At 68.8% G+C, this 26,435-nt stretch carries 19 protein-coding genes; 10 read left to right on the top strand and 9 right to left on the bottom strand.

Annotated features, from left to right (window positions below):
• Positions 1-7: 7 nt before the first annotated feature.
• Positions 8-1,207, top strand: coding sequence for a trans-sulfuration enzyme family protein (locus tag AC1RVY_RS16325; RefSeq protein ID WP_492807225.1), 1,200 nt, complete (start codon positions 8-10; stop codon positions 1,205-1,207).
• Between the two features lie 12 nt (positions 1,208-1,219).
• Here AC1RVY_RS16325 and AC1RVY_RS16320 read toward each other — a convergent pair whose 3' ends face one another.
• On the bottom strand, positions 1,220-1,555 hold the full coding sequence (locus tag AC1RVY_RS16320) for a VF530 family protein (RefSeq protein WP_218295428.1): 336 nt from the start codon (positions 1,553-1,555) through the stop codon (positions 1,220-1,222).
• Positions 1,556-1,586: 31 nt separating this feature from the next.
• Positions 1,587-2,504, bottom strand: a complete 918-nt coding sequence (locus AC1RVY_RS16315) for a LysR family transcriptional regulator (protein ID WP_218295427.1) — start codon at positions 2,502-2,504, stop codon at positions 1,587-1,589.
• Positions 2,505-2,690: 186 nt separating this feature from the next.
• On the opposite strand from AC1RVY_RS16315, the gene AC1RVY_RS16310 reads away from it, so the two are divergent.
• The 8 genes from AC1RVY_RS16310 (at position 2,691) to AC1RVY_RS16275 (ending at position 13,690) form a co-directional block, all read left to right on the top strand.
• Positions 2,691-3,593, top strand: coding sequence for an alpha/beta hydrolase (locus tag AC1RVY_RS16310; protein WP_492807223.1), 903 nt, complete (start codon positions 2,691-2,693; stop codon positions 3,591-3,593).
• A gap of 447 nt (positions 3,594-4,040) precedes the next feature.
• On the top strand, positions 4,041-5,297 hold the full coding sequence (locus AC1RVY_RS16305) for an efflux RND transporter periplasmic adaptor subunit (RefSeq protein ID WP_218295425.1): 1,257 nt from the start codon (positions 4,041-4,043) through the stop codon (positions 5,295-5,297).
• A 28-nt stretch (positions 5,298-5,325) separates the two neighbouring features.
• Positions 5,326-8,559: an efflux RND transporter permease subunit gene (locus AC1RVY_RS16300; RefSeq protein ID WP_492807221.1), complete on the top strand. Its 3,234-nt coding sequence runs from the start codon at positions 5,326-5,328 to the stop codon at positions 8,557-8,559.
• Between the two features lie 91 nt (positions 8,560-8,650).
• Entirely contained in the window at positions 8,651-10,147 is a 1,497-nt protein-coding gene (locus AC1RVY_RS16295; protein ID WP_492807219.1) for an efflux transporter outer membrane subunit, read from the top strand.
• 208 nt (positions 10,148-10,355) lie between these two features.
• Positions 10,356-11,792 (top strand): NAD-dependent succinate-semialdehyde dehydrogenase, encoded by a 1,437-nt coding sequence (locus tag AC1RVY_RS16290; RefSeq protein ID WP_218295422.1) that lies wholly within the window; start codon positions 10,356-10,358, stop codon positions 11,790-11,792.
• 235 nt (positions 11,793-12,027) lie between these two features.
• A complete protein-coding gene (locus AC1RVY_RS16285) occupies positions 12,028-12,588 on the top strand; it encodes a MarR family winged helix-turn-helix transcriptional regulator (RefSeq protein ID WP_492807217.1) in 561 nt (186 codons plus the stop codon).
• Positions 12,585-13,268: a GNAT family N-acetyltransferase gene (locus tag AC1RVY_RS16280; protein WP_492807215.1), complete on the top strand. Its 684-nt coding sequence runs from the start codon at positions 12,585-12,587 to the stop codon at positions 13,266-13,268. Before AC1RVY_RS16285 ends, AC1RVY_RS16280 begins: the two co-directional genes overlap by 4 nt.
• Before the next feature lie 230 nt (positions 13,269-13,498).
• Positions 13,499-13,690 carry a hypothetical protein gene (locus AC1RVY_RS16275; protein WP_492807213.1) on the top strand — a complete coding sequence of 64 codons (192 nt, stop codon included), beginning with the start codon at positions 13,499-13,501 and terminating at the stop codon, positions 13,688-13,690.
• 109 nt (positions 13,691-13,799) lie between these two features.
• Here AC1RVY_RS16275 and AC1RVY_RS16270 read toward each other — a convergent pair whose 3' ends face one another.
• The 6 genes from AC1RVY_RS16270 to AC1RVY_RS16245 form a co-directional block, all read right to left on the bottom strand.
• Entirely contained in the window at positions 13,800-15,977 is a 2,178-nt protein-coding gene (locus tag AC1RVY_RS16270; RefSeq protein ID WP_492807212.1) for a TonB-dependent siderophore receptor, read from the bottom strand.
• 106 nt (positions 15,978-16,083) lie between these two features.
• Complete coding sequence (locus tag AC1RVY_RS16265; RefSeq protein WP_492807210.1) at positions 16,084-18,213, bottom strand: TonB-dependent siderophore receptor; 2,130 nt, start codon at positions 18,211-18,213, stop codon at positions 16,084-16,086.
• A gap of 258 nt (positions 18,214-18,471) precedes the next feature.
• Entirely contained in the window at positions 18,472-19,206 is a 735-nt protein-coding gene (locus AC1RVY_RS16260; RefSeq protein ID WP_492807208.1) for a TonB-dependent receptor, read from the bottom strand.
• Positions 19,207-19,423: 217 nt separating this feature from the next.
• On the bottom strand, positions 19,424-21,664 hold the full coding sequence (locus AC1RVY_RS16255; protein ID WP_492807206.1) for a TonB-dependent receptor: 2,241 nt from the start codon (positions 21,662-21,664) through the stop codon (positions 19,424-19,426).
• Between the two features lie 35 nt (positions 21,665-21,699).
• Entirely contained in the window at positions 21,700-21,978 is a 279-nt protein-coding gene (locus AC1RVY_RS16250; RefSeq protein ID WP_492807204.1) for a hypothetical protein, read from the bottom strand.
• The gene (locus AC1RVY_RS16245; protein ID WP_492807202.1) at positions 21,975-23,183 is read right to left on the bottom strand and encodes a PepSY-associated TM helix domain-containing protein; all 1,209 of its coding nucleotides are present in this window, start codon (positions 23,181-23,183) and stop codon (positions 21,975-21,977) included. The genes AC1RVY_RS16250 and AC1RVY_RS16245 overlap by 4 nt, the downstream gene beginning before the upstream one ends.
• A 469-nt stretch (positions 23,184-23,652) precedes the next feature.
• On the opposite strand from AC1RVY_RS16245, the gene AC1RVY_RS16240 reads away from it, so the two are divergent.
• Complete coding sequence (locus tag AC1RVY_RS16240; protein WP_492807200.1) at positions 23,653-24,201, top strand: hypothetical protein; 549 nt, start codon at positions 23,653-23,655, stop codon at positions 24,199-24,201.
• 54 nt (positions 24,202-24,255) lie between these two features.
• Here the strand turns inward: AC1RVY_RS16240 and AC1RVY_RS16235 are convergent, their stop codons facing one another.
• Positions 24,256-26,385: a TonB-dependent siderophore receptor gene (locus AC1RVY_RS16235; RefSeq protein WP_492807198.1), complete on the bottom strand. Its 2,130-nt coding sequence runs from the start codon at positions 26,383-26,385 to the stop codon at positions 24,256-24,258.
• Positions 26,386-26,435 lie beyond the last annotated feature (50 nt).

Here is a 26,435-nt window from a genome sequence, read left to right as displayed (position 1 = left end):
ATACGCCATGACCACACAGATTCCCCCCACCCCCGATCCATCACACGCCTGGGGTTTCCGCACCCTTGCGGTCCATGCGGGCCAGGCACCCGATCCCGGCACGGGGGCCATCGCGACACCCATCGTCGCAACCTCGGCCTTTGCCTATGACGATTTTGATGCGGGCGTGAGCCGCTTCAATGGCGATGCGCCTGGCTACGTCTACAGCCGATTCGCCAACCCGACCGTCGCCGCCTTCGAGCGCAAGATGGCCCTGCTGGAAGGTGCCCCCGCCGCCGTCGGGTTCGCCAGCGGCATGGCGGCCATCAGCGCGAGCCTGATCGGCCTGCTCTCGGCGGGCGATACCGTCGCCTGCGTCGGCACGCTCTATGGCGGCACCGATGGCGTGATGCGCACGCTGCTGCCGCGCCTGGGCATCGGCGTGCGGCATTTCGCCACCGTGGAGGGTTTGCGGGAGGGCCTCCCCACGGGCACGCGCATCGTCTACGTGGAGACGCCCAGCAACCCGACGCTGGAAGTGACCGACCTGGAGCAGGTGGCGCAGGTGGCCCGGCGGGCGGGCGCGATCAGCATCGCCGACAACACCTTCGCCACGCCTTACCTCACCCGGCCACGGGCGCTGGGCATCGATGTGGTGGTGCATTCGGCGACCAAGTTCATCAGTGGCCACGGCGACGCCACCGGCGGAGCGGCCGTCGGCTCCGTGGAGCTGATGAATGCGATTCGTTCGGCGGGCATGGGCCAGCTGGGCGGGTGCCTCAGCCCGCACGAGGCGGCGATGCTGCTGCGCGGGCTCAAGACGCTGCCGCTGCGCCTGCAGGCCGCCTGCGCATCGGCGCATGCGCTGGCCCACGGCCTTAACCGCCATCCCGCGGTGGAGCGCGTGTATTACCCCGGCCTGGGCGACCATCCCGGGCACGCGGTGGCGGCGCGCCAGATGCGCCACTTCGGCAGCATTCTGGCGTTCGACCTGCGGGGCGGGCGCGAGGCCGCGCGGCACTTCCTCGACCGCTTGTGCATCGTGACCCAGGCCGTGTCCGTGGGCGATGCCGATTCGCTGGCCTGCCACCCCGCATCCACCACCCACCGCGGCATGCCCGAGGCCGTGCGGCGCGCCAACGGGGTGTCGGATGCGCTGGTGCGCATGAGCATCGGCATCGAGGATGTGCAGGACCTCCAGGCCGACGTGGTGCAGGCGCTGGGCTGACGCCGGCGGCTGCTACTCCTGGGCGTTGCGCTTTTGGTCGCGCAGCATGAAGAGGTACAGGCTTTCGACCTTCTCGCGCGCCCACGGCGTCTTGCGCAGGAATTTCAGGCTGGAGCCCACGCTGGGGTCGCTCTGGAAACAGCGGATGGGGATTTGCCGGCCGAGTTCATCCCAGCCAAAGTAGTCGGCCAGCCCGACCACCATGGCTTCCAGGGTCACGCCGTGCAGGGGGTTGCGCGGCTGCCTGGCGGGGGCTTGGGGTGTGGACGCCGGCGCGCCGGCGGGTGCTGCTGTGGGCGCGGGGGCTTCCTGGGTCGCGGGGTCTGGGCGGGGCTCGGTGGCGTTCATGGACCCAAGCATAAGGCCGCGGGCGGCGGGGTCAAGCAACCCGCTGGAGTCCGGTTTCACGCTGGCACAGCTCTGCCGCCCAGTCCACGAAGGCCCGCACCTTCGCGCTCAGGTGCCGGTTGGGGGGGTACACCACATACACGGGCAGCAGCGGCTGGGTCCACTCCGGCAGCAGCCGCACCAGCGTACCGTCTTGCAGGTGCCGCTCGGCCTGGTAGCTCGTGATCTGGCCGATCCCGAGGCCCGCCACGATGGAGGTCACGTAGGCATTGCTCTCGTTGACGCTCAGCTGGTAGGGGCCCGTGATGTCGATGGACTCGTCGCCCTTGCGGAACTCCAGCGGGTAGTGCCGGCCGGTCTGGGGGGAAAAGTAGATCACGCTGGCGTGCTTTTCCTCGATCTCCAGCGGGTGGGCGGGCGAGCCCTTGCGCGACACGTAGTCGGGCGAGGCCACCGTGATGAATTCCAGGTTGCCGATGCGCCGGGCCACCAGCGACTGGTCGCTGAGCTCGCCCCCGCGGATCACGCAGTCCACGTTGTCGCCGATCAGGTCCACGATGCGGTCGCTCACCCCCAGGTCCAGCTGGATGTCGGGGTAGCGGGCATGGAACTCCGCCAGGTGCGGGATGATGAGCAATTGCGCCATGGACGTTCCGACGTCGATGCGCAGGCGCCCGCGTGGATTCGCGCGCGCGTTGGTCATGCTGGCCTCGATGTCGTCCAGATCGGTCAGCAGGCGCACCGTGCGGTCGTAGTAGGCGGCGCCGTCCGGCGTCACCGTCACACGCCGGGTGGTGCGGTTGAGCAGCTTCACGCGCAGGCGCTCCTCCAGCGCCTGCACATGCTTGGTCACGGTGGCTTTGGGCAGCGAGAGCGAATCCGCCGCCCGGGTAAACGTGCCGGCCTCCACCACCCGCACGAATATGCGCATGGCCTGTATCTGGTCCATGGCTTCTCCTTGAATCTGGAACTACAGCACCCACCAGTGGGTGCTGAGGAATTCTCACACGCGCGCCACCCCGTGATTGTTGAGCTTTTGGAAACAGTGCGGTGGTGTTTGGCCTGTTTATCCCGAAGGCACAAGCTACTACATTTGACCCATCGTTCACCTACCTTCACCCACTGGGTACATGCCATGCAGCCCGACCAACCGTCTTCGCCATCCTCCACACCGCAGTCTGCCGCAGCGCCCGCCAAGGCAGCCCGTGCGCCTGGGTTCGCTTCCAAGGCGGCGGCGTCCGTGTGCTCCGACGCCACCATCGAGGTGACCAAGGGGCAGGACGTGGCGGTGCGCATGTACGGCCGCAAGAAGGCCGGACAGGCCTCGCCCGTGGTGGTGCATTTTCATGGCGGGGCCTTCGTGTCGGGGGATCTCGACAACGGCTGCACCGTGGCGTCCCTGCTGGAGGGCGTGGGGGCCGTGGTGGTTTCCGTGGCCTACCCGCTCACTCCGTTTCCGCAGCCCGTGGACACGGGCTATGACGTGCTCAAGTGGGTGCACCGCAACCGGGTCAAGCTCGGCGGGCAGGGCGCCCTGGTCTATCTGGCCGGGGAAGAGGCGGGCGGCAACCTGGCTGCCGCCGTGGGCCTGATGGCGCGGGACCAGTCGCACCCGCCGCTGGCCGGGCAGATTCTCCTGTCCCCCATGCTCGACCCCTGTGTGGGCACGGCCTCGTTGCGCGAAGCCACGGGCAACGCCACGGGCTGCAAGTGGACGGAAGGCTGGCGCAATTTCCTGCGCTGCCCCCGCGATGCCGAGCACCCCTATGCCGTGCCGGCGTCCGCGCACCGGCTCTCGGGCCTGCCGCCCACCCTCGTGCTGGTGGGGGACACCGACCCCATGCACGACGAGGCACTGGCCTACGCCGCGCGGCTGGAGGCTGCGGGCCTGCAGGTTACGCGCCACGTGTTCTCCAAGACCGCCCAGTGGCCCGATGCGCTGCTGCAGACCGGCCAGCACGAATGTCCGTGCGCCGCGGGCGCCCAGGACCAGTTCCGGATGTTCTTTGAGGCCACCCGATGTCCGGTGCCCTCCTGAAGACCCTGGCCCCAGAAAGTCATTGACCTCAACTTAAGTTGAGGTTCGATACTTCGGCCTCTCAACAATCCATTTGCATTCTTTGCACTGATTTTCCGGCCTGGCGTGCCGGAGGGAGAGGCTTTGCCCGCGCATGCCTCCCCCCTGTGCCCGACGCCACTGATTTGAACGACACGGAGGAAAGAAAACACCATGAGCACACCCATCCTTTTGCCCGCCGGCTGCGGCGGCTGTCACACCACCCAGCGCCAAAGCGTCTGTTGACGTGCAAGCGCCCATGGGCCCGCGCGCTGCGTTCCGGGCTTGACCTTCTCACCGTGTCATTGCCCAGATTCGCACCTGCGCCGCCGCACTGACACCTGCCTGCACCAGTGCACTGACACCTGCTGCGGCAGAAAACCTTCCATGGCGTGCCCGCGAAGGCCGCCCTTATGACCGAAAGTGACCATGAACTCCAATCCTCTCTCCCACAAGAGCCGCCCGCTGGGCCTGGCCACCCTGGCCACCGCCGTGACGGCCGCCGTGGCCGCCGCCATCCTTGTTTTCCAGGCGCCCGTGGCGCAGGCCGATGGCACCCCTGCGGCGCCACCGGCCATGCCCGTGTCGGTGGCTGCCGTGCTGCAAAAGGACATCGCCCTGTGGGACGAGTTCTCCGGCCGGCTCGAAGCCGTGCAGCGTGTGGACGTGCGGCCGCGCGTCTCGGGTGCCGTGCAGGCCGTGCACTTCCGTGAAGGCTCGCTGGTGAAGCAGGGTGATCTGCTCGTGACCGTGGACCCGGCACCCTACGCCGCCGAGGTGGACCGCGCTGAGGCGCAGGTGGTGGCCGCGCAGGCCCGCGTGTCGTACACCCGCAGCGAAATGGAGCGGGCCACGCGCCTGCTCGAAGAGCGCGCCATTGCCCAGCGCGAGCACGACGAACGCCTGAACGCGCAGCGCGAGGCCGATGCCAACCTGCGCGCCGCCCAGGCCGCGCTGCAGACCGCCAGGCTGAACCTCGGCTACACCCAGGTGCGCGCCCCGGTGGCGGGCCGTGTGGGCCGCATCGAAGTCACCGTGGGCAACCTGGTGGCCGCCGGTGCGGGCGCCCCCGTGCTGACCACGCTGGTGTCCGTGAGCCCCATCTACGCGAGCTTCGATACCGACGAGCAGATCGTGGTGAAGGCCCTGGCGGACCTGCAAAGCGGCCAGCGCGGCCACAGCGCGCGCCAGCTCATCGAGCGCATTCCCGTGCAGATGGGCACCGGCACCACGGGCGGCACGCCGCATGCCGGCCGCCTGCAGCTCATCGACAACCAGGTCGATGCCAAGAGCGGCACGGTGCGTGTGCGCGCGGTGTTCGACAACGAAGACGGCGCCTTGATGCCCGGCCAGTTCGCGCGCATCCGCATGGGCCAGGCCCGCAACACGCAGGCACTGCTCATCAACGAGCGTGCCGTGGGCACCGACCAGAACAAGAAGTTCGTGATGGTGGTGGGCGAGGGCAACAAGGCCGAGTACCGCGAGGTCACCCTGGGCGCGCCGATTGACGGCCTGCGCGTGGTCACCTCGGGCCTCAAGGCGGGCGAGAACATCGTCGTCAACGGCCTGCAGCGCGTGCGCCCCGGTGCCGTGGTGGCACCCCAGCCCGTGCCCATGACCGCGAAGGCCGAGATTGCGGGTGATCGCAAGGAAGCCAAGAACAACAGCAAGTCGCCCGCCGCCTGAGCGGGAGCGACGCAAGGAATTTGCATCCATGAATCTATCCCGCTTCTTCATCGACCGCCCCATCTTTGCGGGGGTGCTGTCGGTGCTCATCTTCCTCGGAGGGCTCATCGCATTGCGCGGTCTGCCCATCTCCGAATACCCTGAAGTCGCGCCGCCCTCCGTGGTGGTGCGCGCACAGTACCCCGGCGCCAACCCCAAGGTGATCGCCGAGACCGTGGCCACGCCGCTGGAGGAATCCATCAACGGCGTGGAAGGCATGCTCTACATGGGCAGCCAGGCCACCACCGACGGCGTGATGACGCTCACGGTGACGTTCCAGTTGGGCACCGACCCCGACAAGGCACAGCAGCTGGTGCAAAACCGCGTCTCGCAGGCCGAGCCGCGCCTGCCCGAGGAAGTGCGCCGCCTGGGCGTCACCACCGTGAAGAGCGCGCCGGACCTGACCATGGTGGTCCACCTGGTCTCGCCCAACAACCGCTATGACATCGACTACCTGCGCAACTACGCGGTGCTCAATGTGAAGGACCGGCTCGCCCGCATTGGCGGCGTGGGCCAGGTGCAGATCTTCGGCGGCGGCGACTACTCCATGCGTGTGTGGCTCGACCCGCAGAAGGTCGCGCAGCGCGGCCTCTCGGCCAGCGACGTGGTGACCGCCATCCGCGGCCAGAACGTGCAGGCCGCCGCCGGCGTGGTGGGCGCATCGCCCGGCCTGCCGGGCGTGGACCTGCAACTGTCCATCAATGCGCAGGGCCGCCTGCAGACCGAAGAAGAGTTCGGCGACATCATCGTCAAGACCGGTGCCGACGGCGCGGTGACGCGCCTGCGCGACATCGCCCGCCTGGAGCTCGGTGCGGCCGACTACTCGCTGCGCTCGTTGCTCAACAACGACCCGGCCGTGGGCATGGGCGTGTTCCAGGCGCCGGGCTCCAACGCGCTCGACATCTCGGCCAACGTGCGCAAGACCATGGACGAGATCCAGAAGAACATGCCCGAAGGCGTGGAGTACCGCATTGCCTACGACCCCACGCAGTTCGTGCGTGCCTCGATAAAGTCCGTGATCCACACGCTGCTCGAAGCCATCGCCCTCGTGGTGCTGGTAGTGATCCTGTTCCTGCAGACCTGGCGCGCCTCCATCATCCCGCTGCTGGCCGTGCCGGTGTCGGTGGTGGGCACGTTCGCGGTGCTGCACCTGCTGGGATTCTCGATCAATGCGCTGTCGCTCTTCGGCCTGGTGCTGGCCATCGGCATCGTGGTGGATGACGCCATCGTGGTGGTAGAGAACGTCGAGCGCAACATCGAGGCGGGCCTGACCCCGCGCGAGGCCACCTACCGCGCCATGCGTGAGGTGTCCGGCCCCATCATCGCCATCGCACTGGTGCTGGTGGCGGTGTTCGTGCCGCTGGCTTTCATCAGCGGTCTCACGGGGCAGTTCTACCGCCAGTTCGCGGTCACGATCGCGATCTCCACGGTGATCTCGGCGATCAACTCGCTGACCCTGTCGCCCGCACTCAGTGCATTGCTGCTCAAGGGCCACAACGAGCCCAAGGATGCGCTCACGCGCGGCATGGACAAGGTGTTCGGTGGCCTGTTCCGGGGCTTCAACCGCCTGTTCCATCGCGGCTCCGAGGCCTACAGCGGCGGCGTCAAGCGCGTCATTGGCCGCAAGGCACTGATGTTCGTGATCTACCTGGCACTGGTGGGTGCCACGGTGGGGCTGTTCAAGATCGTGCCCGGCGGCTTCGTGCCCGCGCAGGACAAGCAGTACCTGATCGGCTTTGCCCAGCTGCCCGACGGCGCCACGCTGGACCGCACCGAGAACGTGATCCGCCGCATGGGCGAGATCATGAAGGAGAACCCGAACGTCGAAGACGCGATCGCCTTCCCGGGTCTGTCGATCAACGGCTTCACCAACAGCTCGAACTCGGGCATCGTGTTCGCCACGCTCAAGCCCTTTGCCGAGCGCACCCGCGCCGACCAGAGCGGCGGCGCCGTGGCAGGGCAGCTGAACCAGGCGTTCGGCGGCATCCAGGATGCGTTCATCGCCATGTTCCCGCCGCCCCCGGTGGCGGGGCTGGGCACCACGGGTGGCTTCAAGCTGCAGATCGAAGACCGCGCCTCGCTGGGCTACGAAGCCATGGATGGCGCCGTGAAGGCCTTCATGGCCAAGGCCTACCAGACGCCCGAACTGGCCGGCCTGTTCACGAGCTGGCAGGTCAACGTGCCGCAGCTGTACGCCAACATCGACCGCACCAAGGCGCGCCAGCTGGGCGTGCCCGTGACGGATGTGTTCGACACGCTGCAGATCTACCTGGGCAGCCTGTACGCCAACGACTTCAACCAGTTCGGACGCACCTACAGCGTGCGCGTGCAGGCCGATGCGGCCTACCGCGCGCGGGCTGAAGACGTGGGCCTGCTCAAGGTGCGCTCTGCCACCGGCGAGATGGTGCCCCTGTCGGCGCTGATGAAAATGGAGCCGAGCTTCGGCCCCGAGCGTGCCATGCGCTACAACGGCTACCTGGCCGCGGACATCAACGGCGGCCCTGCACCCGGCTACTCGTCGGGCCAGGCCCAGGCCGCCATCGAGCGCATTGCCGCAGAGACGCTGCCCCAGGGCATCACCTTCGAGTGGACCGAGCTGACCTACCAGGAAATCCTGGCCGGCAACTCCGCCGTGCTGGTGTTCCCGCTGGCCATCCTGCTGGTGTTCCTGGTGCTGGCCGCGCAGTACGAAAGCCTGACGCTGCCCATTGCCATCATCCTGATCGTGCCCATGGGCCTGCTGGCGGCGATGACGGGCGTGTGGCTCAGCAAGGGCGACAACAACGTGTTCACGCAGATCGGGCTCATCGTGCTGGTGGGGCTGTCGGCCAAGAACGCCATCCTGATCGTGGAGTTTGCGCGCGAGCTGGAGTTTGCCGGGCGCACGCCCATACAGGCCGCCATCGAGGCCAGCCGCCTGCGGCTGCGCCCCATCCTGATGACCTCGCTGGCCTTCGTGATGGGGGTGCTGCCCCTGGTGCTGTCCACCGGTGCGGGCGCCGAGATGCGCAGCGCCATGGGCGTGGCGGTGTTCGCCGGGATGATCGGGGTGACGGCCTTCGGCCTGTTCCTCACGCCCGTGTTCTACGTGCTGCTGCGCAAGCTGGCAGGCAACCGTCCGCTGGTGGAGCATGGCGCGCATGTGGCGCCCATCTCGCACACCCCGGGCAGCGGCGGCATCGCCCACCCCGTGCTGGCCGCGCCCCGCAAGGAGCACGAATGATGCACACGACCACAACGACCTTTGTGGCCCTGGACGCTCGCGCCACGCTGCCGGATGCAGCGGGTGTATTCGATGGGGCCGGAGACCAAGCATGACCGATTCGTTATTGAAGAACTCCCCTGACGTTGCCCCGGCGGTGCGCAAGCGCAGCCTGCTGGCGCCCCTGGCCGCCGCCCTGGTGCTGGCCGGCTGCATGACGCAGCCCGTGGCCCCCGCGCCGCATGCGGGCGTGCCCGTGCCCACCCGCTTCACCGCCGGCGGCGACACGCTGCCCACGGCACCCTGGACGGTCGCCGCCCCCGCCGAGGCGCAGCCGCGCGGCGAATGGTGGCTGGGCTTTCAAGACCCGGTGTTGGCCGACCTGGTGCAGCGTGCGGGCACGGCCAATACCAGCATCCAGCAGGCCGCCGCGCGGCTGGCCGAGGCGCGCTCGCTGCTGCGCTCTGCCGACGCCGCCCGCTCGGTGCAGGTGGGCGCCTCGGCCGGCGTGGCGCGCCAGGCAGGCGCTGCCACCACCGGCAGCGCGGCACCCGCCACGCTGGGCACGGCGGGGCTCAACGCCTCCTACGAGCTGGACCTGTTCGGCCGCCTCTCGCAAACCAGCGACGCCGCGCGCCTGGACGCCGACACGCGCGAAGCCTTGCTGCAAAGCACGCGCCTCATGGTGCAGGCCGATGTGGCGCAAACCTATCTGCAACTGCGCGCCGTGCAGGCCGAGCAGGTGCTGGTGCAGGAGAGCCTGTCCGCCTACGAAGGCACGCTGCGCCTCACGCAGCGCCGCCTGCAGGCGGGCGACGTGGCTGAACTGGACGTGGCCCGCGTGCAGACCGAAGTGGCCGCCACGGAGTCCGACGCCCTGGCCCTGCAGCGCCAGCAGGCCCTGCTGACCAACGCCCTGGCCGTGCTGGCGGGCGAGGTGGCCAGCGGCTTTGTGCTGGCCCCCGCCACGGGCGACGCGGCGCTGCCGGTGATCCCGCCCGGCGTGCCCGGCACCGTGCTGGCCCGCCGCCCCGATGTGTCGGCCGCCCAGACCGCCGTGCTGGCCGCGCAGGCCCGCGTGGGCGTGGCGCAGAAGGCGTGGTTCCCGGCCGTCACGCTCACGGGCAACGCGGGGCATGCATCGCCGGAGCTGGGTGATTTGTTCAAGTGGTCCGCCCGCGCCTGGGGTGTGGGTGCGCTGCTGTCGCTGCCGATCTTTGACGGCGGCCAGCGCGATGCGCAGATCGAGGGGGCGAAGGCCCGGCTCGAAGCCGCGCTGGCCGACCACCGGGGCCAGGTGCTCAATGCCTTCCGCGACGTGGAGGACCAGTTGACTTCGCTGCGCCTGTTGTCCGGCCAGGCCGAGGCCCAGGCGCGAGCGGTGACCGCCGCGCGCCGTGCGACGCAACTGTCGGACGCGCGGTACCGCAACGGCCTGGTGAGCCAGCTCGAACTGCTGGACGCCCGCCGCAGCGAGCTGCGCAACCGCCGCCAGGCATTGCAGGTGCGCACGGCGCAATACGTGGCCACGGTGGGCCTCATCCGGGCGCTGGGGGGTGGCTGGGGTGGGGAGGCAACCGCCCAGGTCGCCGCCACGTCCGCGCAGTAGGTGCAAGCGGGGGGCGGCGGCGCGCCCTGCGCGTGGCCGCCGCAAGGGTGGCCCACGGCCGCCAATAGCCAGCTCCGCGGGGCGGGGTTGCACGGCCTTGTCTGCGGGGCGGCGCGCGGGGGCCTATAGTGTCCGGTTTTCCGTCTGGTCCGGCCCGCGCCGGGCCCGAGGTTGTCCGTACCACCGTTTTGTCATCAGGAGCCTTTGCATGAGCTACCCCAGCACCCAACTTTTCATTGCCGGTCAATGGCAGGATGCCGCCGATGGCAAGACCATCGCGGTGTTCAATCCGGCCACCGGCCAGGAAATCGGCCGCGTGGCCCATGCCGGCAAGGCCGACCTGGACCTGGCGCTCGCCGCCGCGCAAAAGGGATTCGAGGCCTGGCGCGACATGCCCGCCGCCGAACGCGCCAAGACCATGCGCCGCGCCGCCGCGCTGATGCGCGAGCGCGCCGAGGCGATTGCGGCCGTCATGGTGCAGGAGCAGGGCAAGCCCCTGGCCGAAGCTAAGGTCGAGACCATGGCTTCGGCCGACATCATCGAATGGTTCGCCGACGAATCCCTGCGCGTGTACGGCCGCATCGTGCCCTCGCGCAACCTCAAGGCCACGCAGATGGTGCTCAAGGACCCGGTGGGCCCCGTGGCGGCCTTCACGCCCTGGAACTTCCCCATCAACCAGGTCGTGCGCAAGCTCGCCGCCGCGCTGGCCGCGGGCTGCTCCATCCTGGTGAAGGCCCCCGAGGAAACCCCCGCCAGCCCGGCCGAGCTGATCCGCGCGTTTGCCGATGCCGGCGTGCCCGCGGGCACCGTGGGCCTGGTGTATGGCGACCCGGCTGAAATCTCCAGCTATCTCATTCCGCACCCGGTCATCCGCAAGGTCACGTTCACGGGTTCCACGCCCGTGGGCAAGCAGCTGGCGGCGCTGGCCGGCAAGCACATGAAGCGCGTGACCATGGAGCTGGGCGGCCATGCCCCCGTGATCGTGGCCGAAGACGCCGACCTGGAGCTGGCCATCAAGATCGGGAGCGGCGCCAAGTTCCGCAACGCGGGCCAGGTCTGCATCTCGCCCACCCGCTACCTGGTGCACGAGAGCATCCGTGCCGAGTTCGTCGCGGCCTTCGCCAAGTACGCCCAGGGCCTGAAAGTGGGCGACGGCCTGGCCGCCGGCACGCAGATGGGCCCGCTGGCCAACCCGCGCCGCATCACCGCCATGGCCGACCTGCTGGCCGACGCGGTGCAGCAGGGCGCCAAGGTGCTGGCCGGTGGCGAGCGCATCGGCACCGAAGGCAACTTCTTCCAGCCCACCGTGCTCAACGACGTGCCGCTGTCCGCCCGCATCGTCAACGAAGAACCCTTCGGCCCCGTGGCGGCCGTGCGCGGCTTCGAGAAGATCGAGGACGCGATCGCCGAGGCCAACCGCCTGCCGTTCGGCCTGGCCGGCTATGCCTTCACCACCTCGCTGAAGAACGCCCACCTGCTGGCGCAGCGGCTGGAAGTGGGCATGCTGTGGATCAACCAGGCTGCTGCTCCTGCCGCAGAGCTGCCGTTCGGCGGCTTGAAGGATTCGGGCTACGGCTCCGAAGGCGGCCCGGAGGCCATCGAGGCACACATGAACACGCGCCTGGTGTCGATCATGAACGTGTAAAGGCACACCCCTCCAGGCAGTGCGTATTCGTGCGTGCCTCCTGCGCCAGAGATGCGCAAGGGCCTGCAGGCAGTCTCTCGGGAGTTTTCCGCGAGCCTGCCGCAGGCCCTTTGTGTTTTGCTGCGGCACGCACGGGCTGCTCCCTGACGACAGGATGCACAACAGGCCTGTGCGAAGAAACAGGTTGACGGTGTCCGTAAAAAACATATCATGATATATATCTAGGTGATTGAATATGATCGAAGACGTCGTCAAGGAGCTTGGCTTTCTCACCCTCGGCACGCGCCTCAAGCGCATCGGCGAGGCGCTGCAGGCGCAGACCCAGGCCCTGCTGACCGAGCATGGCATTGGCATGCCTGCGGCGCACTTCCCGCTGCTTGCGGCGCTGGACTGGCATGGCCCGCTGGGTGTGGGCGGGTTGAGCCAGGCCGTGGGCGTGAGCCAGCCCGTGGTCACGCGTTCTCTCAAGGGGTTGGAAGAGAGTGGCCTTGTCGTGTCCGAAGCGGTGGAAGGCGACCGGCGCGTGCGCCGCGTGGCGCTCAGCCCAGAGGGGCACGCCCTGGTCCAGCGCGCCCAGCGCGAGGTGTGGCCCCTGATCGAGGCCTCGGTGGCTCAGGTATGTGCATCGCTTGAAGGCCCTTTGCTGCGGCAACTCGCGGAGCTGGAGGTGGGCCTGCAGCGCACCTCGCTGCTGCAGCGCTCGGCTGCCGTCATCGCGAGCGAACCGGCCAAACGCAAGCGCAAGACCCGTCCCCGGCACACCCGCAAAAAAAAGATCCAGGAGCCCCCACGATGACCACCACCAACCCCTTTGACCGGCCCGTCTGGGCATCCCTGGCCTATGCACCTGTCCTTGCCGAAGGCGGCGACCAGGCCCGGCGCTACCGGCGCGATGTCAACCTGTTTGCATCCGCCCGGGACGACAGCGACGATGCCAGCGTGGCGGCCCTGGCCCCTTTGGTCGCCGAGGGCGAGACCGTGTTCGTTCTGCAAGCCCGGCCCGCCCCGGTGCCCCCCGGCCTGCAGGCCCTGCGCCGCGCCGAGGGCGTGCAGATGCTGGCCACCCAGGCGATTGCGCCAGAGCTGGGCAAGGAAGATATCGTGGAACTGTGCGACGCCGATGCCTCCGAGATGCTGGCCCTGGCGCAACTGACCGAGCCTGGCCCGTTCCTCCCCAGCACCCACACCATGGGCCGCTTCATCGGCATCCGCGTGGGCGGCCGACTGGCGGCCATGGCTGGCGAGCGCATGCGCTTTGCGGGCGGCACCGAGGTGAGCGGCGTCTGCACCCACCCGGACTTTCGCGGCCATGGCTTTGCACGGCGGCTGTCATCCGTGGTGGCGCATGCGATCCAGCAGCGGGGCGATCAGGCGTTTCTGCATGCATGGGCGACGAACACGGCGGCGATTGCCTTGTATGAAAGCCTGGGGTTTCGCGTCCGCACCGGGGTGCATGTGGTGGTGCTGGGGCGGTGAGGAGACTTCAGACAAGCAGCGTGGTGAGGCCAAGCCTGTTCCAGAGAGGAGGATGCTTTCCATTCTTCTCTTGCGGAGGCATCCGCCCATGCTGTTGACGCGACTGCTTGGCCCATTGTGGGCTTTGTCCTGCGCATTCCCGCCATGGCGGACATGGAGAAAGAAAGCCACAGCACCCGTGGTGGACTTCTCTTTTCTTTGCTTTTCTGCCGCCCGATGCCGAGCGGGTGATGGCGGGTTTTGATGACACGGCCCGGCAGCAGCGGTTGGTGCAGCACTGCAATGCGGACAAGGTGGTGTTTGCAATGCACGGCGGCGTGAAGTACCAGCGCAAGGCGGAGGTGTTCAAGACCCAGGCCGGCGTCGAAGCCCAGCTGATCTGGCTGGCTCTGCGCAACGAAAAAGCCCCGGCTCACGGATGAACCGGGGCTTTGCCGCTTACTCCTATTTCGATAGCTAAAACCGCTTATCCATAGAGCGGAGAAACCCATTCTGGCTTGAATTTCTTCAAGCCAGAATCTTCCCACGGCCTCAGAACCGGTACGTCGACGTCAACGTGTACGTCCGTGCCTGCCCGTAGAAGCAATCCCCCCGCGCCAGGCACTGCGTGATGTGCACCTTGTCCGCGAGGTTGACCACGTTGAAGGCCACGCGCCAGTCGCCGGCGTCGTACGCCACCATCGCATCGGCCAGGGTTGCGGCCGGCGTGCTGATGGCGCTGGTGCCGCTCCACTGCGAGCCGGTGTAGCGCACGCCGGCGCCCACGGTCCAGCCGCTGCGGCCCTCGCTGGCGAAGCGGTGGCTCAGCCACGCCGATGCGGTGTGTTTGGGCACACTGGCCACGGGAGTACCCTGGTCGCCGGCGTTGCTGCGGCTGATCTTGGCATCGGTAAACGCGTAGCCCAGGGTGAAGTCCCACTGGCGGGCCAGGCTGGCCTGCACTTCGGCTTCAAAGCCCCGGACCTTGACTTCGCCGATCTGCAGGCTGTTGAGCGGGTTGCCGGGGTCGTTGGTCTTGCGGTTCTTCTCGCGCAGCTGGTAGACCGCCGCGAAGGCGCTGATGCCCTGGCCGGCGGGTTGCCATTTCACGCCGGCCTCCCACTGCTCGCCGCGTTGGGGCTTGAAGGCCGTGCCGTACGCGTCCACGCCGCCCAGCGGCTGGAACGACTCGGAATAGCCCGCGTAAGGTGCCCAGCCGCCGTCCATCTGGTAGGTGAAGCCCGCACGCTTGGTCCAGGCCTTGTCATCCACCGCGGCCGCGGGGCGGCCCACGGTGTCGGTCTGGGCGCTGTCGTGGCGAAGGCCCAGCGTGGCGGTCCAGCGGTCCCACTTGATCTGGTCCTGCAGGTAAAAGCCCAGCTGCTTTTGCACCACGTTCGGTTGTCGCACCAGCTGCGCCGCAGTGGGCGGCGTGAAGTTGCCGTACACCGGGTTGTACACGTCGATGGCCGGTGCCACGGCGCGCCAGGCCTGCTGGCCGGTGTGGTTGCGCTGCACGTCCAGGCCCGCGAGCAGGGTGTGGTCGGCGTTGCCGGTCTTGAGCTCGCCTTCGAGCTGCGTGTCGATCAGCAGCATGCGGCCGGTGTTGATGTTCCACACCGCGTCGCGCACGACGGTGCGGGCGTCGCTGTTGAACACGGGGCGCGCGGGGCGCCCCGTGGCGGCGTTGGCGGTGAAGCTGGTGTAGATGGTGCGGTAGTCCACCTCGCTCACGGTGCGGCGCAGGTTCTGGCGCACGGTCCAGTCGGCGTTCAGGCGGTGGCTGAAGAGGTAGCCCCAGGAGTTGTTGGTGGTGTCAAACGCGTCCCAGCCCGGCTCGCCGATGAAGGTGTTGCGCGGGATCTGGCCGTAGCGGCTGGCCAGCTGCGTGCCCTGCCACGGGAAGAAGCCAATGAGCGATCCGCTCTGGTCCTTCTGGTGCAGCGCCTGCAGCGTGAGCGAGGTGTCGGCGCTGGGCTTCCAGGTGAGCGAGGGCGCGAACACCAGGCGGTCGTCGTCCACATGGTCCACCTGCGTGCCGCTGTCGCGGCCCACGGCCACCAGGCGGTAGAGCCACTGGCCGTCCTGGTCGAGCGCACCGGTCAGGTCGGCGGCGATCTGCTTGCGGGCGTTGTTGCCCAGCTGCAGCTGCACCTCGCGTTGCGTTTCTGCCTGCGGGCGTTTGCTGGTGAGGTTGAGCACGCCACCCACGCTGCCCTGGCCGTACAGCACCGAGGTCGGCCCGCGCAGAAACTCCACCCGCTCCAGCGTGTAGGGGTCGGGCCGGCTGGTGTTGTAGGTGCCGTAGGTGCGCAGCAGGCCGTCCTGGTACTGCGACACGGTGCCGCCCCGTGCGGAGAAGCTGTCGACGCGGCTGTCGAAGTAGTTCGACACCGCCCCGGCCGTGTATGCCGTGACCTGGCGCAGCGTCTGCACGCCCTGGGCCTCGATCTGGTCGCGCGTGATCACGCTGATGGCCTGTGGGGTCTCGATGAGGGGCGTGTCGGTCTTGGTGGCGCTCAGTGCGCGTTTGGCGACGAAGCCGCTGACCGGTGCGGTGGGGCTTTCTTGTTCGCTGCCCGCGCTCACGGTGACGGGGGCCAGGGCCTTTTCGGCGGTGGGGGCGGCCGTGCCTTCGGCGGTGGCCTGCTGGGCGTGGGCGGCGCCGCACAGGGCGAGCAATGCGGCCTGCGCGATGGCGGTGCGGCAGGCGGTGGTGCCAGGTCTCATGGTGCTGTTTCTCCGATGGTTGAAAACTTGTGCGGCCCGAGGCGCAAGGCTTGCGCGCTGGCCTGCGGGCAGGTGGTGGGTCGAGCGGGGGGGGAATCGCTTGCGGTCAGAACGTGTAGTCCAGCGACACCTGCACCGTGCGCGGCTGGCCGGGCACCACGGTGCCAAAGCCGGCGGCCGTGGCCGTGCCGTCCAGGTAGTAGCGGCGGTTGCCCGCGTTCTTCAGGTTGGCCTGCAGCCGCACGCCGCCCGCGAACTGGTAGCCCACGACCAGGTCGACCACGGTGAAGCCCGGCAGGCGCCACTTGTTGTCGTTGGCGGTGAACTTGTCGCCCTGGTGCACCAGGCCGCCGCCGACCCACAGGCCGGGCAGTTGCGGCAGGCGGTACTGCGTCCACAGCGATGCGTTGCGGCGCGTGGCCAGCGCGACGCGGTTGCCCACGTTGGCACCGGCGGTGGTGTCGGACAGCACCTTGGGGTCGTGGAAGCTCGCATTAGCCGTCACCGTCCAGCCGGGGGTGATGCGGCCTTGCAGCTCCAGCTCGATGCCCTTGATGCGCTGGCGGGCGGTCAGCACCGAGTAGCCCGGGTGCTGCGGGTCGGTGGCGGGCGCGTTGGTCAGCTCCAGCTCGAAGGCCGACACCGTGGTCATCAAGCGCTGGTCCAGCCATTCCTGCTTCCAGCCCACCTCCAGCTGCTTGCCCTCCGACGGCGGCGCGGAGCGGTCGCCCCACAGCAGCGTGCTGGTGTTGGCCTGGAACGAGCGCGCATGGCTCGCGTAGAGCATGCTGCCGGGGCGGGGCTCCCAGCTGATCGCCGCGTTCGGCTGTGTCTTGCTCAGGTCGGTGGCGGGCGTGGAGTACGCGTCCTTGAAGCGGTCGTGGCGCAGGCCCAGCAGCAGGCCGAAGTCGCCCAGCACCATGCGGTCCTGCACGAACACGCCGGTGTTGCGCGCGTCCGAGGACAGCCGGGACACGCCGGTGGACGCTGCGGGTGGCACCAGGCCCGTCACCGGGTTGTAGAGGTCGACGGCACCCAGGTTGCCGGTGGCGCGCGCGCCGTACACGCCCTGGATGGTGCGCCAGTCCACGCCGGCCAGCAGGGTGTGTTGCACCGGGCCGGTCTGCACCTTGGCGCGCAGCTCGGCCAGCGCGGTGTCCGACGTGTATTCCTGCCCGGGTGCCAGCCAGTAGCCGCGCGGGACCCGGCCGTTGGCCGCAGGGCCCATGGGCGAGGGCAGGTTCACGTTGCGGTTCGTCTCGTTGCGCGACAGGTGCACGCGGCCCTGCAGCCCATCGGTGAAGCGGTGCTCCAGTTCGGTGGAGTAAAAGCGCATGCGGCCGTCGGTGGTCAGCCACGGCTCGCCGTAGAACGCGCTCACCGGCAGCACGTCGGCGCTGCGCGGGTTCTTGGGGTTGGGCACCGCCAGGCCCACGGTGGAGACGCCGTCGATGCCCTGGTATTCGGCCTGCGCGCGCCAGACGGTGTCGGGCGTGATCTGCCACTCCACGCTGCCGGCGATGCCCTGCTTGCGCGGGGTGTTGCCGTCCACGAAGCTGCCGCCCCGGCTGGCGCCGCCATCGAGCCGGTAGCGCAGCGTGCCGTCGGCGTTGAGCGGGCCGGTGAGGTCGAACTCCGCATGGCGCCAGCCGTCGCTGCCCACGCCGACCTTCACGTTGCGCAGCGCCTCGGCCTGGGGCCGCTTGCTCACGTAGTTGACGAGGCCGCCGGGCGCGACCTGGCCGAACTCCAGCGCGGCAGGGCCCTTGATGACCTCGACCCGCTCGATGTTGAACAGTGGCGGGTCCAGCAGGTGGACGAACTTGGCGCCGTCGCGCAGGAAGTTGAAGGTGTTGTTGGCCCACAGCCCCCGGATGGAGAACTGCGAGTACGAGCCGTAGTACTCGCTGCGCATGGACACGCCCGAAGCGTTGCGCAGCACGTCGCGCTCGGTGGTGGCCATCTGCTGCTCCATCAGCGCGTTGTCGATCACGCTCACCGAGCGGGGTGTCTCCAGCACCGACAGGCCCAGGCGCGAGCTGCTCTGGGCGCGCCGTGCGGGCGTGGCGGCCGCGCCCGCGGTCGAATCGACCACATCCACCTGGCGCATCGATGGCGCCGCTGTGGGCGGGGCGGCGGGGTCTGGCGCCGCGCCGGTTTGTGCCAGGGCTGTACTGCACAGGGCCAGCAGGGCGGCGTGGGCCACGGCGGTGCGCAAAAAGTTCGGTTGGATCATGATGCTATGTTTTTAATAGCTTCTAGCGCTTGTATATCTAGCGTTAGGTGGCAATTTGATGCTGAAAAGTGGGCGTGAAGCGGCCCACATGAACCCGCTGGCGTCATCGGCTGGCTCTGGCAGGAAGTCGGACCGTCTGGGGTCGCGCGGCGACGGCTCCGCGCGGCGCGGCCCAGGTGCGGTGGTGCCGGATGGGCTGTATCGGGCTGCGCCGCCGCCCGGCGCAGCGGTTATGGGGCGTGGTGCGGTCGATGTGGCTCAGTGGGTTTTGGGGGGCGCGGGCAGGGCGGGCGACGCCATGCCGTCGGCCAGCACGAAGGTCAGCGTGGTCACGTAGCTGGCTTCGCCGTATTTCTCGCCCTGGGCTTCGCCGGGGGTCTTGTCGCTGTGCTTGACCTCGGCCACGTACTGGCCCTTCCAGGGGGTGACGAAGGTCACGGTGCCGTCTTCAGCCGCCTCGGCCTCGCGCGTCCAGCCCGAGGGGGCTGCCAGCTGCACCTTGGCCTTGGGCAGCGGCGCGCCCTTGTAGACCACCTTGAACTCGCCGGGCTTGCCGGTGGGCACCAGGTCCAGCGGCGCGGTGGGCGCCACGGCTTGCGTCAGGCCCGCCACCCAGCGGGCCGAGGGCTGCCAGTACATCGCGGGCAGGTTGCGCTTGCTGCGGTCGATCAGCGGGTAGGTGGCGGCGGCGAACAGCGTGTCGGGCGTGCCGGCCACGGTGTAGTGGAAGCCGTCCTTGCCCAGCTGGCCGTCCACGCGTTGCGCAACGGTGCCGGTGCGCTGCTCGAGCGCGGGCACGCCCTTGAACTTGTCCAGCGAGCCTGGCGAGGTCTCGCGCAGGTTCTCGTTGAACTCGCCAAAGTGCAGGCGGGCCTGGCCGCCGGCATTTTCCAGCCACACCTGGTGGGCGTGGGCGGTGGTGACGGCGGTGAGGGATGCACAGGCGAGCAGGGCGGCAAGCACGGGGGCCTTGCGGCGCAGGGACGAGGACATGGCAGTTTCCTTTCGGTGGTTTCAACAAAAATCGGCAAGCACGCAGCACTCCGCGCCCCGCGCTTTGCGGGGGCGGCATCTGTGTGCGAAAGGGTGGCTGCCTACGCCCGGTGGTCAGGCGCTGGGTGGCTGTGCGGCGGTGTGCAGGGTGCGGCGTCCGGATGAACGCGCCGCTGGGGCAAGGGGCTGTGGTGCAGGGTGGGGAGAGCCGGTGGCGTCAGAAGTCCACGCCCACGCTGACCGACAGCGTGCGCGGCGCACCCACCACCAGGTAGCCCGCGCCGGGGTAGCCGCCCGACGATGCCCAGTAGTTGCGGTTGGTGAGGTTGTCCACGCGGGCACGCAGCGTCACGAGGCGGCCTTGCACCTCGGTCAGGTAGCGCACGCCCACATCCAGGCGGTTCCAGCCGGGCACGCTGATGGTGTTGGTGGCGTTGGCGTACACCGAGCCGGTGTGCACCAGGCGGCCGTCCAGCGCCAGGCCGTTCACGCCCGGCACATCCCACTCGGCGCCGATGTTGGCCTGCAGCCTGGGCACGCCGATCACGCGGCGGCCGTCGGTGCTGGCGGTGCCCGTGTTCAGCTGCTTGGCGTCGAGCCAGGTCAGGCCGCCCAGCAGGCGCAGGCCCTTGGTGGCCTCGCCCTGCACGGCCAGCTCGATGCCCTGGTGGCGGTCCTTGCCGTTGCTGCGGAAGATGTTGTCGCTGCCCACGTAGGCGCGCGGCTTGGTGGTGGAGAACAGCGCCACGCTGCCGCCAAAGCGGCCGCCGTCGAATTTCACGCCCACTTCCTTTTGCTTGGCGACATAGGGCGACAGCATCTCGCCACGGTTGGCGGCGGTGGAAGGCGCGGTCGCGCCCTGGCTCAGGCCTTCCACGTAGTTGCCGTACAGCGACAGGCTCTTGTCCAGCTTGTAGACGGCCGCCAGCAGCGGGCTGGTGCGGCTCTGGTTGTAGCGGTCGGTCTCGGCCGCCGTGCCGTAGGCGTAGTTGGCGATCTCGATGGTCTGGTGGCGCAGGCCGCCGGTGAGCAGCAGGCGCTTGTCCAGCAGCGACACCGTGTCGCCGATGGCAAAGCTGGTCAGGCGCGTGCTGCCGGTGCGGCGCGGGTCGGCCAGGTCGCCGCCCCGGAAGGCACCTGCGCTGAAGCCCGGCAGCGGGCTGTACACGGGGTTGTAGAGGTTGGTGGCCTGCGTGTTGGCAAAGTCCATCGCGTAGGCGTTCTTCTTGTCCGCGCTGAAGTGCGATGCCACCACCACCCATTCGTGGCCCACGCTGCCGGTCTGCAGCTTGCCGCGCAGTCCCAGCTCGCCGGTGTTCACGCTGTCCTTGCGGGTGTTGTCGAAGCGGTAGGTAGAGCCCGCGCCGGTGCTGCTGTCGCTCACCGTCAGGTTGGCCAGCGAGTTGGCCTCGGAGCTGCGGCGCGCGCCAGCAGCGGCCCAGCCGGTCACGTCCTGCGTGAGGTCCCACTCGCCGCGCAGCGTGCCGAAGGTGTCGCGCTCGTTGGAGTAGGTCCAGGGCTGGGCGAAGTTGGTGCCGCCGTCCGGTGCCGTGGGCATTTGCGTGGCGGTGGCGCCCAGCGTCACGTTGGTGCGGGTGCTCTTGAGCTTGTGGTCCTGCCAGCCGATGTCGCCCGACAGGCGCACGTCGCGGCTGCGCCAGTCCAGCCCCACGGCCGCCAGGCCGAGCTTGACGTCTTCATGGTCCACGGCCGAGCCGCCGTTGTGGGTGGCCGCATTCACGCGGATGCCCGTGTTGCCGTCGGGACCGAAGCGGCGCGCGATGTCGGCCGCCAGCTGCGTCTGCCCGCCGCTGGAGACGCCGAAGGTCACGCGGTTCAAAGGCTCGTTGGGCGCGCGCTTGGGCAGCAGGTTGATCGAGCCGCCGATGCCGCCGCCATTGGGGCTGGCACCGCTCAAGAAGGCCGATGCGCCGCGCAGCACTTCCACGCGCTCGAACAGCTCGGTGGCGATGTACTGGCGCGGCAGCAGGCTGTACAGGCCGTTGTAGGCCGTGTCGTCCGAATCGAGGATGAAGCCTCGGATGAAGTACGCCTCCTGGAAGTTGCCGAAGCCGCGCGCCACGCGCACCGTGGGGTCGCTTTGCAGCACGTCGCCCACGCTGCGGGCGTGGCGGTCCTGGATGAACTCGTTGGTGTAGCTGGTGATGGAGAACGGCGTGTCCATCGCGTCCTTGGTGCCCAGCACGCCGGCACGCCCGCCGCGCGCCACCTGGCCGCCAGCGTAGGCGGGCGACAGGCCTTGCGCCGATGCGTCGGCACTGGCGTTCACCGTCACGGTGGACAGCGCCTTGCCTTCCGCCGGGGTGGTTGGCGCAGCCTGCTGGGCCAGCACGGCAGGCGCAGCCAGCGCGAGCATCACGGCGGCGGCAATGGCCACCGGCGTGGCGGCAAAAATGGGGCGCAGCGGGGCGGGCTGGAAGGATGTGGCGGGGCGCATGGTCGTGGTGTAAAAAGTGAAGTTGAAGGGGGGTGTCAGCGCGGGGCCGAAGCGGTGTCGCTGCTGCGCATGTCGGTATCTGCAGGGTCGCCAGCGCGGCCTGGGGTGGCCTGCGGGGCAGGTGTGGAACGGTGGGCACGCTGTGCAAAAGGCCACGAGAACCATCCCATCACCGCCACCGGAACGCCCAGGCCCACCCATGACCACCAGTCGCCCCAGGTGTCGGACACCAGGGCGGTGATCAGGCCCGTGGTGGTGAGCACGCCCATCACGATGGGCCAGCCCCACAGCGACCAGAACGGGTTCGGCTTCATGCGCGGCCCTCCGTGCGCGGCAGCGGGCTGCCGGTGCGTACTGAAGCGGCAGCGGTGGTGGGCAGGCCGGTGGGCACTGGCGCGTTGGTGGCCGCCGTGGCGTTGCCCGCCTGCACGCCCTTGCGCAGCCACAGGTACAGTCCGCTGCCCAGCACGACGATGGTCGCGATGTCGAGCAGCGCCCAGATGATCTTCATCGGCATGCCGCCGTAGTCGCCAAAGTGCAGCGGCTGCGAGACCAGCAGCGCCGTGAGGTACCAGGGCAACTGCGGCGCGGCAGTGACCTGGGCTGTGCGCGCGTCCACCATCACGGGCTGCAGCAGGCGCGAGGTCAGCGGTTCCTTGCCGCGCAGGAAGAAGGTGTTGTGGTGGGGGCTGGAGAACGCGGTGCCCGGGAAGGCGATGAACGACAGCTTCATCTCCGGCGCGTGCGCCTGGGCCGCCTGCAGGGACTGCTGCAGCGGGCCGCGCTCGGCCACGGGCACGGTGGGCTGGCCTTCGTAGGGCTTGAGCAGGACGGACAGCTGGTCGTACTGCCAGTACTTGATCATCAGGTCCGCCCAGGTATTGATCATGCCCGTGGCGCCCACCACGAGGGCCCACACCAGGGTGACGATGCCCAGCAGGTTGTGCAGGTCGAGCCACTTGACGCGGGTGGACCGGTCCCGGCGCACCTCTCCGAAAGCCAGCTTGCGCATGAACGGCGCGTACAGCACCACGCCGGTGACGATGGCCACCAGCAGCAGCAAGCCCATGAACCCCAGGAACAGCTTGCCCGCCAGGCCCGCGAACAGGTCCACATGCAGGCGGAACATGATGTACATGAAACCCTGGTCCACCGGCCGCTGCGACAGCACGGCGGCCGTGCGCGCGTCCACCGCGATCGACTTGAAATCCTCGGTCGGCGCGGGCGTGGGCGTGAGGGTGACGAACCACAGCGCGTCGTCGTCCTCGGGCTGCGAGGCGAACTGCACCACGCGCTCGGGGTGCAGGGCCTGCGCGGCGGCCAGCACCTTGTCCAGGCTGGCGCGCGGCGTGTGGGCGGGCATGGGGGGCGCCTCGACCTCGGTGCCCAGCAGGTGGCCGATCTCGTGGTGAAAGATAAGCGGCAGGCCCGTGAGGCACAGCAGCAGCATGAAGACGGTGCACACCAGGCTGGACCACTTGTGGGTCCAGCTCCAGCGGCGCAAGGCGGTGGGGCTCATGGCGGGTTCGGAAGATAGGGGCGCGGTGCCCGCGCGCGCGCCCGGTCCCCGCGCGGCGAGCACGGGCGACGCGGCGGTGGAGATGCCACCCAGGTGGCAAAAGCAGGGGCGAATGAAGTCAAGCCAGGCAACCCGGAAACGTCGAAGGGGCGGTGGGTGCTGGCTGCAGCCGGCTGCGGGGCGCGGGCTGTGGCTTGCGGATACCTAATTTTACATTGCAAATGGGAATTATTCCTATTGTGAGGATGCGCGGGGCGCCGCGTTGTCTGGGATGAGCAACACCCGGTGGCGGGTGGGCGCGGGCAGGGGGCGCCCGCCCGTGGCATCGCGTGCAGTGCCCCGGCGCACTGGCGTTGGCCGAGCCGCCAAAGTGCTTGCGTGGCTATAGTGCGCGGGCGTGCCCGAACGGGTGCGTGACCGTCGCCACTACAACACTTGGCCTTCCGGCCATCAAAAGACACTTTCATCCATGAAACATTGCCTTGCCCTTTGCGCCATCGCGCTGGCTGGCTGCGCTTCGCAGTACCACCCCCAACCCACCGCCGACAGCGCCACGCTGAAGATCGTCGGCAACAACGCCCACTTCTTCACCGAGGCGTACGAGAACGAAGACTGCGTGCCCCACAAGGACGGCATCCGTCTGGCGACCTTCACCGGGATGACGAAGGACGTGGAGAACCCTTCCGTGGGCAAGACGGTGCAGATTCCGGCCGGCAAGCCGTTCGTGCTCTCGCACTACTACATCGATGCGCGCGTGGCCCAGAACCGGATCTGCCGGGTGACCGTGGCCTTCGTACCCGAGCGTGGCCAGAGCTACCAGACATACTTCCATGTGGAGCCGGACGTGAGCAGCTGCGATACCTTGGTGTCCGCCAGTACCGGCAGCCCGTCCATGAACGTGCCATCGTTCAAGTACGGCCGCAACCTGTGCGTGAGCGGCGAGAACCACGGGCCCGTCGCGCGCAAGGCCACACGGCTCGACTGGAAGGTGAACCTGCAGCGCGCTCCCGCACGCTGAGGCGCGGCAGCCGGCGGGCCCGGGCAGGCCCGCTGGCGGTAGCCCGCTTCCCCGTCAGTACCGCGCCTTGAGCGCCACCGTCACGCGGCGTGGCTCGCCATAGAAGTTCTGGCGCGACACGCCGGATACCTTCTCGTAGTAGGTCTTGTCCAGCAGGTTGTCCACCGACAGGTTCAACGACAGGTGGTCGTTGATCTGGTAGCCCACCTGCGCGTTGAACACCGCGTAGCCGGGCGCGTTGATGCGCAGCGCGCCGCTTTGCGCGAAGAACGCGCTGCGGTAGGACATGCCTCCGCCCACGCTGAAGCCGCGCAGCGCCGGGCTGGTGAAGGCATAGCGGGTGAACAGGTTCACGCTGTGGCGCGGCGTGATGGGGCTGAACACCTGGCCCTGCTGGGCGACGGGCGCCTTCAGGTAGCGGGTGTCGTTGTAGGCGTAGCCCGCCACGATGTCCCAGCCGGGCTGTGGCTGGCCGCTGACCTCGGTCTCGAAGCCCTGCGCGCGCACCTTGCCGCCGGCGATCGATGCGTTGGTCACCACCGGGTCGGCGACAGCGCGGTTCTCGTCGATGATGCGGAACAGCGCTGCATGGGCCTGCAGGCGCTTTTGCAGGAACTCGCCCTTGACACCCAGCTCGACCTGCTTGCCCGTGCGCGGGTCGAGCAGTTGCTTGGCCGCGGTGAGCTGGGTTTGCACCACGAAGGTTTCGGCGTAGCTGGCGTAGCCGGTGTACTGCGGGTGGAAGTCCCACATCAGCGCGATGGAAGGCACGAACTGGCGGCCGGGATCGGCCGATGCGGTGACCGCGCCGGTACTGGTGCTGCGCGTCACCACTTCGGCCCACGAGAGGCGCCCCCCCGCGAGCAGCTTGACGGTGTCGGCCAGGCTGACCTGGGCCTGCCCGTACAGCGCGTTCTCGCGGCGGGTGACGATGGAGGTGAAGCCCTTGAGCGTGATGTCGGGGTACGCCAGGTCGTAGTTGGGCCGCAGCAGGTTGAAGGGCAGGGTCGGCCCGTAGATGTAGTTGCCGTCCCAGGTCCTGCCTTCGTTGTGGCTGGCGCCCACCAGCAGCTTGTGGGTGCGGCCCGCCACCTGCACCGGCGTGGTCAGGAAGGCGTCGTAGTTGCGGGTGCGCACGTGGAAGTCTCCGTCCACGGTTTCCATGGTGAAGCTGCCGTCGGCGGCCAGGGCACTGTTGGCCCGGGCCGAGCGGTAGAAGGCCGTGCGGTCGATGTCCCGCGCGGACAGGCGCACCACGCCGCCGCCGGCCAGGCGGTGCTCCAGCTCGGCGAAAACGTCGGTGGTTTCCAGGTCCTGGCGGTTGGCGCGCAGGCCGGCAAAGGAACTGCGGGGCAGGTCGGCCAGGCGGCCATCGGCATAGGTGGGCAGGCCCTGGTCGATGGCGGCGCGCACGCGCTGCTGCGCCGCGCCCACCGACACGGTGGTGGACGGGGCGATGTCCCATTCCAGCGTGCCGTAGCCCAGGCGCTTGTTGTTGAACAGCGTGTCGATGTGGCTGTCGCGGTCTTCCACCACGGCCACGGCGCGCGCGCGGATCGTGCCTTCGGCGTTGAGGCCGCCGCCCACGTCCACCGTGCCGCGGCGCAGGCCGAACGAGCCCACCGCCGCATCGGCACCGATGGCCAGTTTGGACGGGGCGCGCTTGCGCACCAGGTTGACGGTGCCGCCGGGTTCGCTCGCGCCCTGCAGCAGGCCGGCCGGGCCGCGCAGCACTTCGATGCGGTCGTACATGGCCGTATCGAGCGTGCTGTAGTTGCCTTGCGGAATGGGCACACCGTCGAGCTGGATGGCGCCCAGGTCGAAGCCGCGCGACTGGAACGAGTTGTAGTTGCCCGCGCCGTCCAGCCGCGTGATGGTCATGCCAGTGCTCAGCTTGATCGCGTCTTCCACCTTGGTGAGGTTGCGGTCGTCGAGCTGCTGGCGCGTGACCACGCTGATGGACTGGGGCGTCTCGCGCGGCGTCTGCTGCAGCTTGCCCACGCTGACTTCGCGGGCGGTGTACTGGCCGCTGCCCTCGGTGGTGGCGCCGTCCGCGCCGTCGGTCACCTTGACCTCGGGCAATGCGGCGGTGGCGGCAGGGGTGGGGGCTGTCTGTGCCTGGGCCTGGGCTGTGGCCAGCGTGGCCAGCAGCGAGGCCGCCAGGGCCAATGGGTGCATGCGCATGGTGCTTCTCCTCCTCGATGTTGCTATGAATTGAGTAGCTGCCAGCGCTT

The sequence above is a fragment of the Acidovorax sp. GW821-FHT11A03 genome (assembly GCF_058809075.1).
Note: the sequence above shows the minus strand (reverse complement) of the source record. Positions and strands in the feature narration are given on the sequence as shown.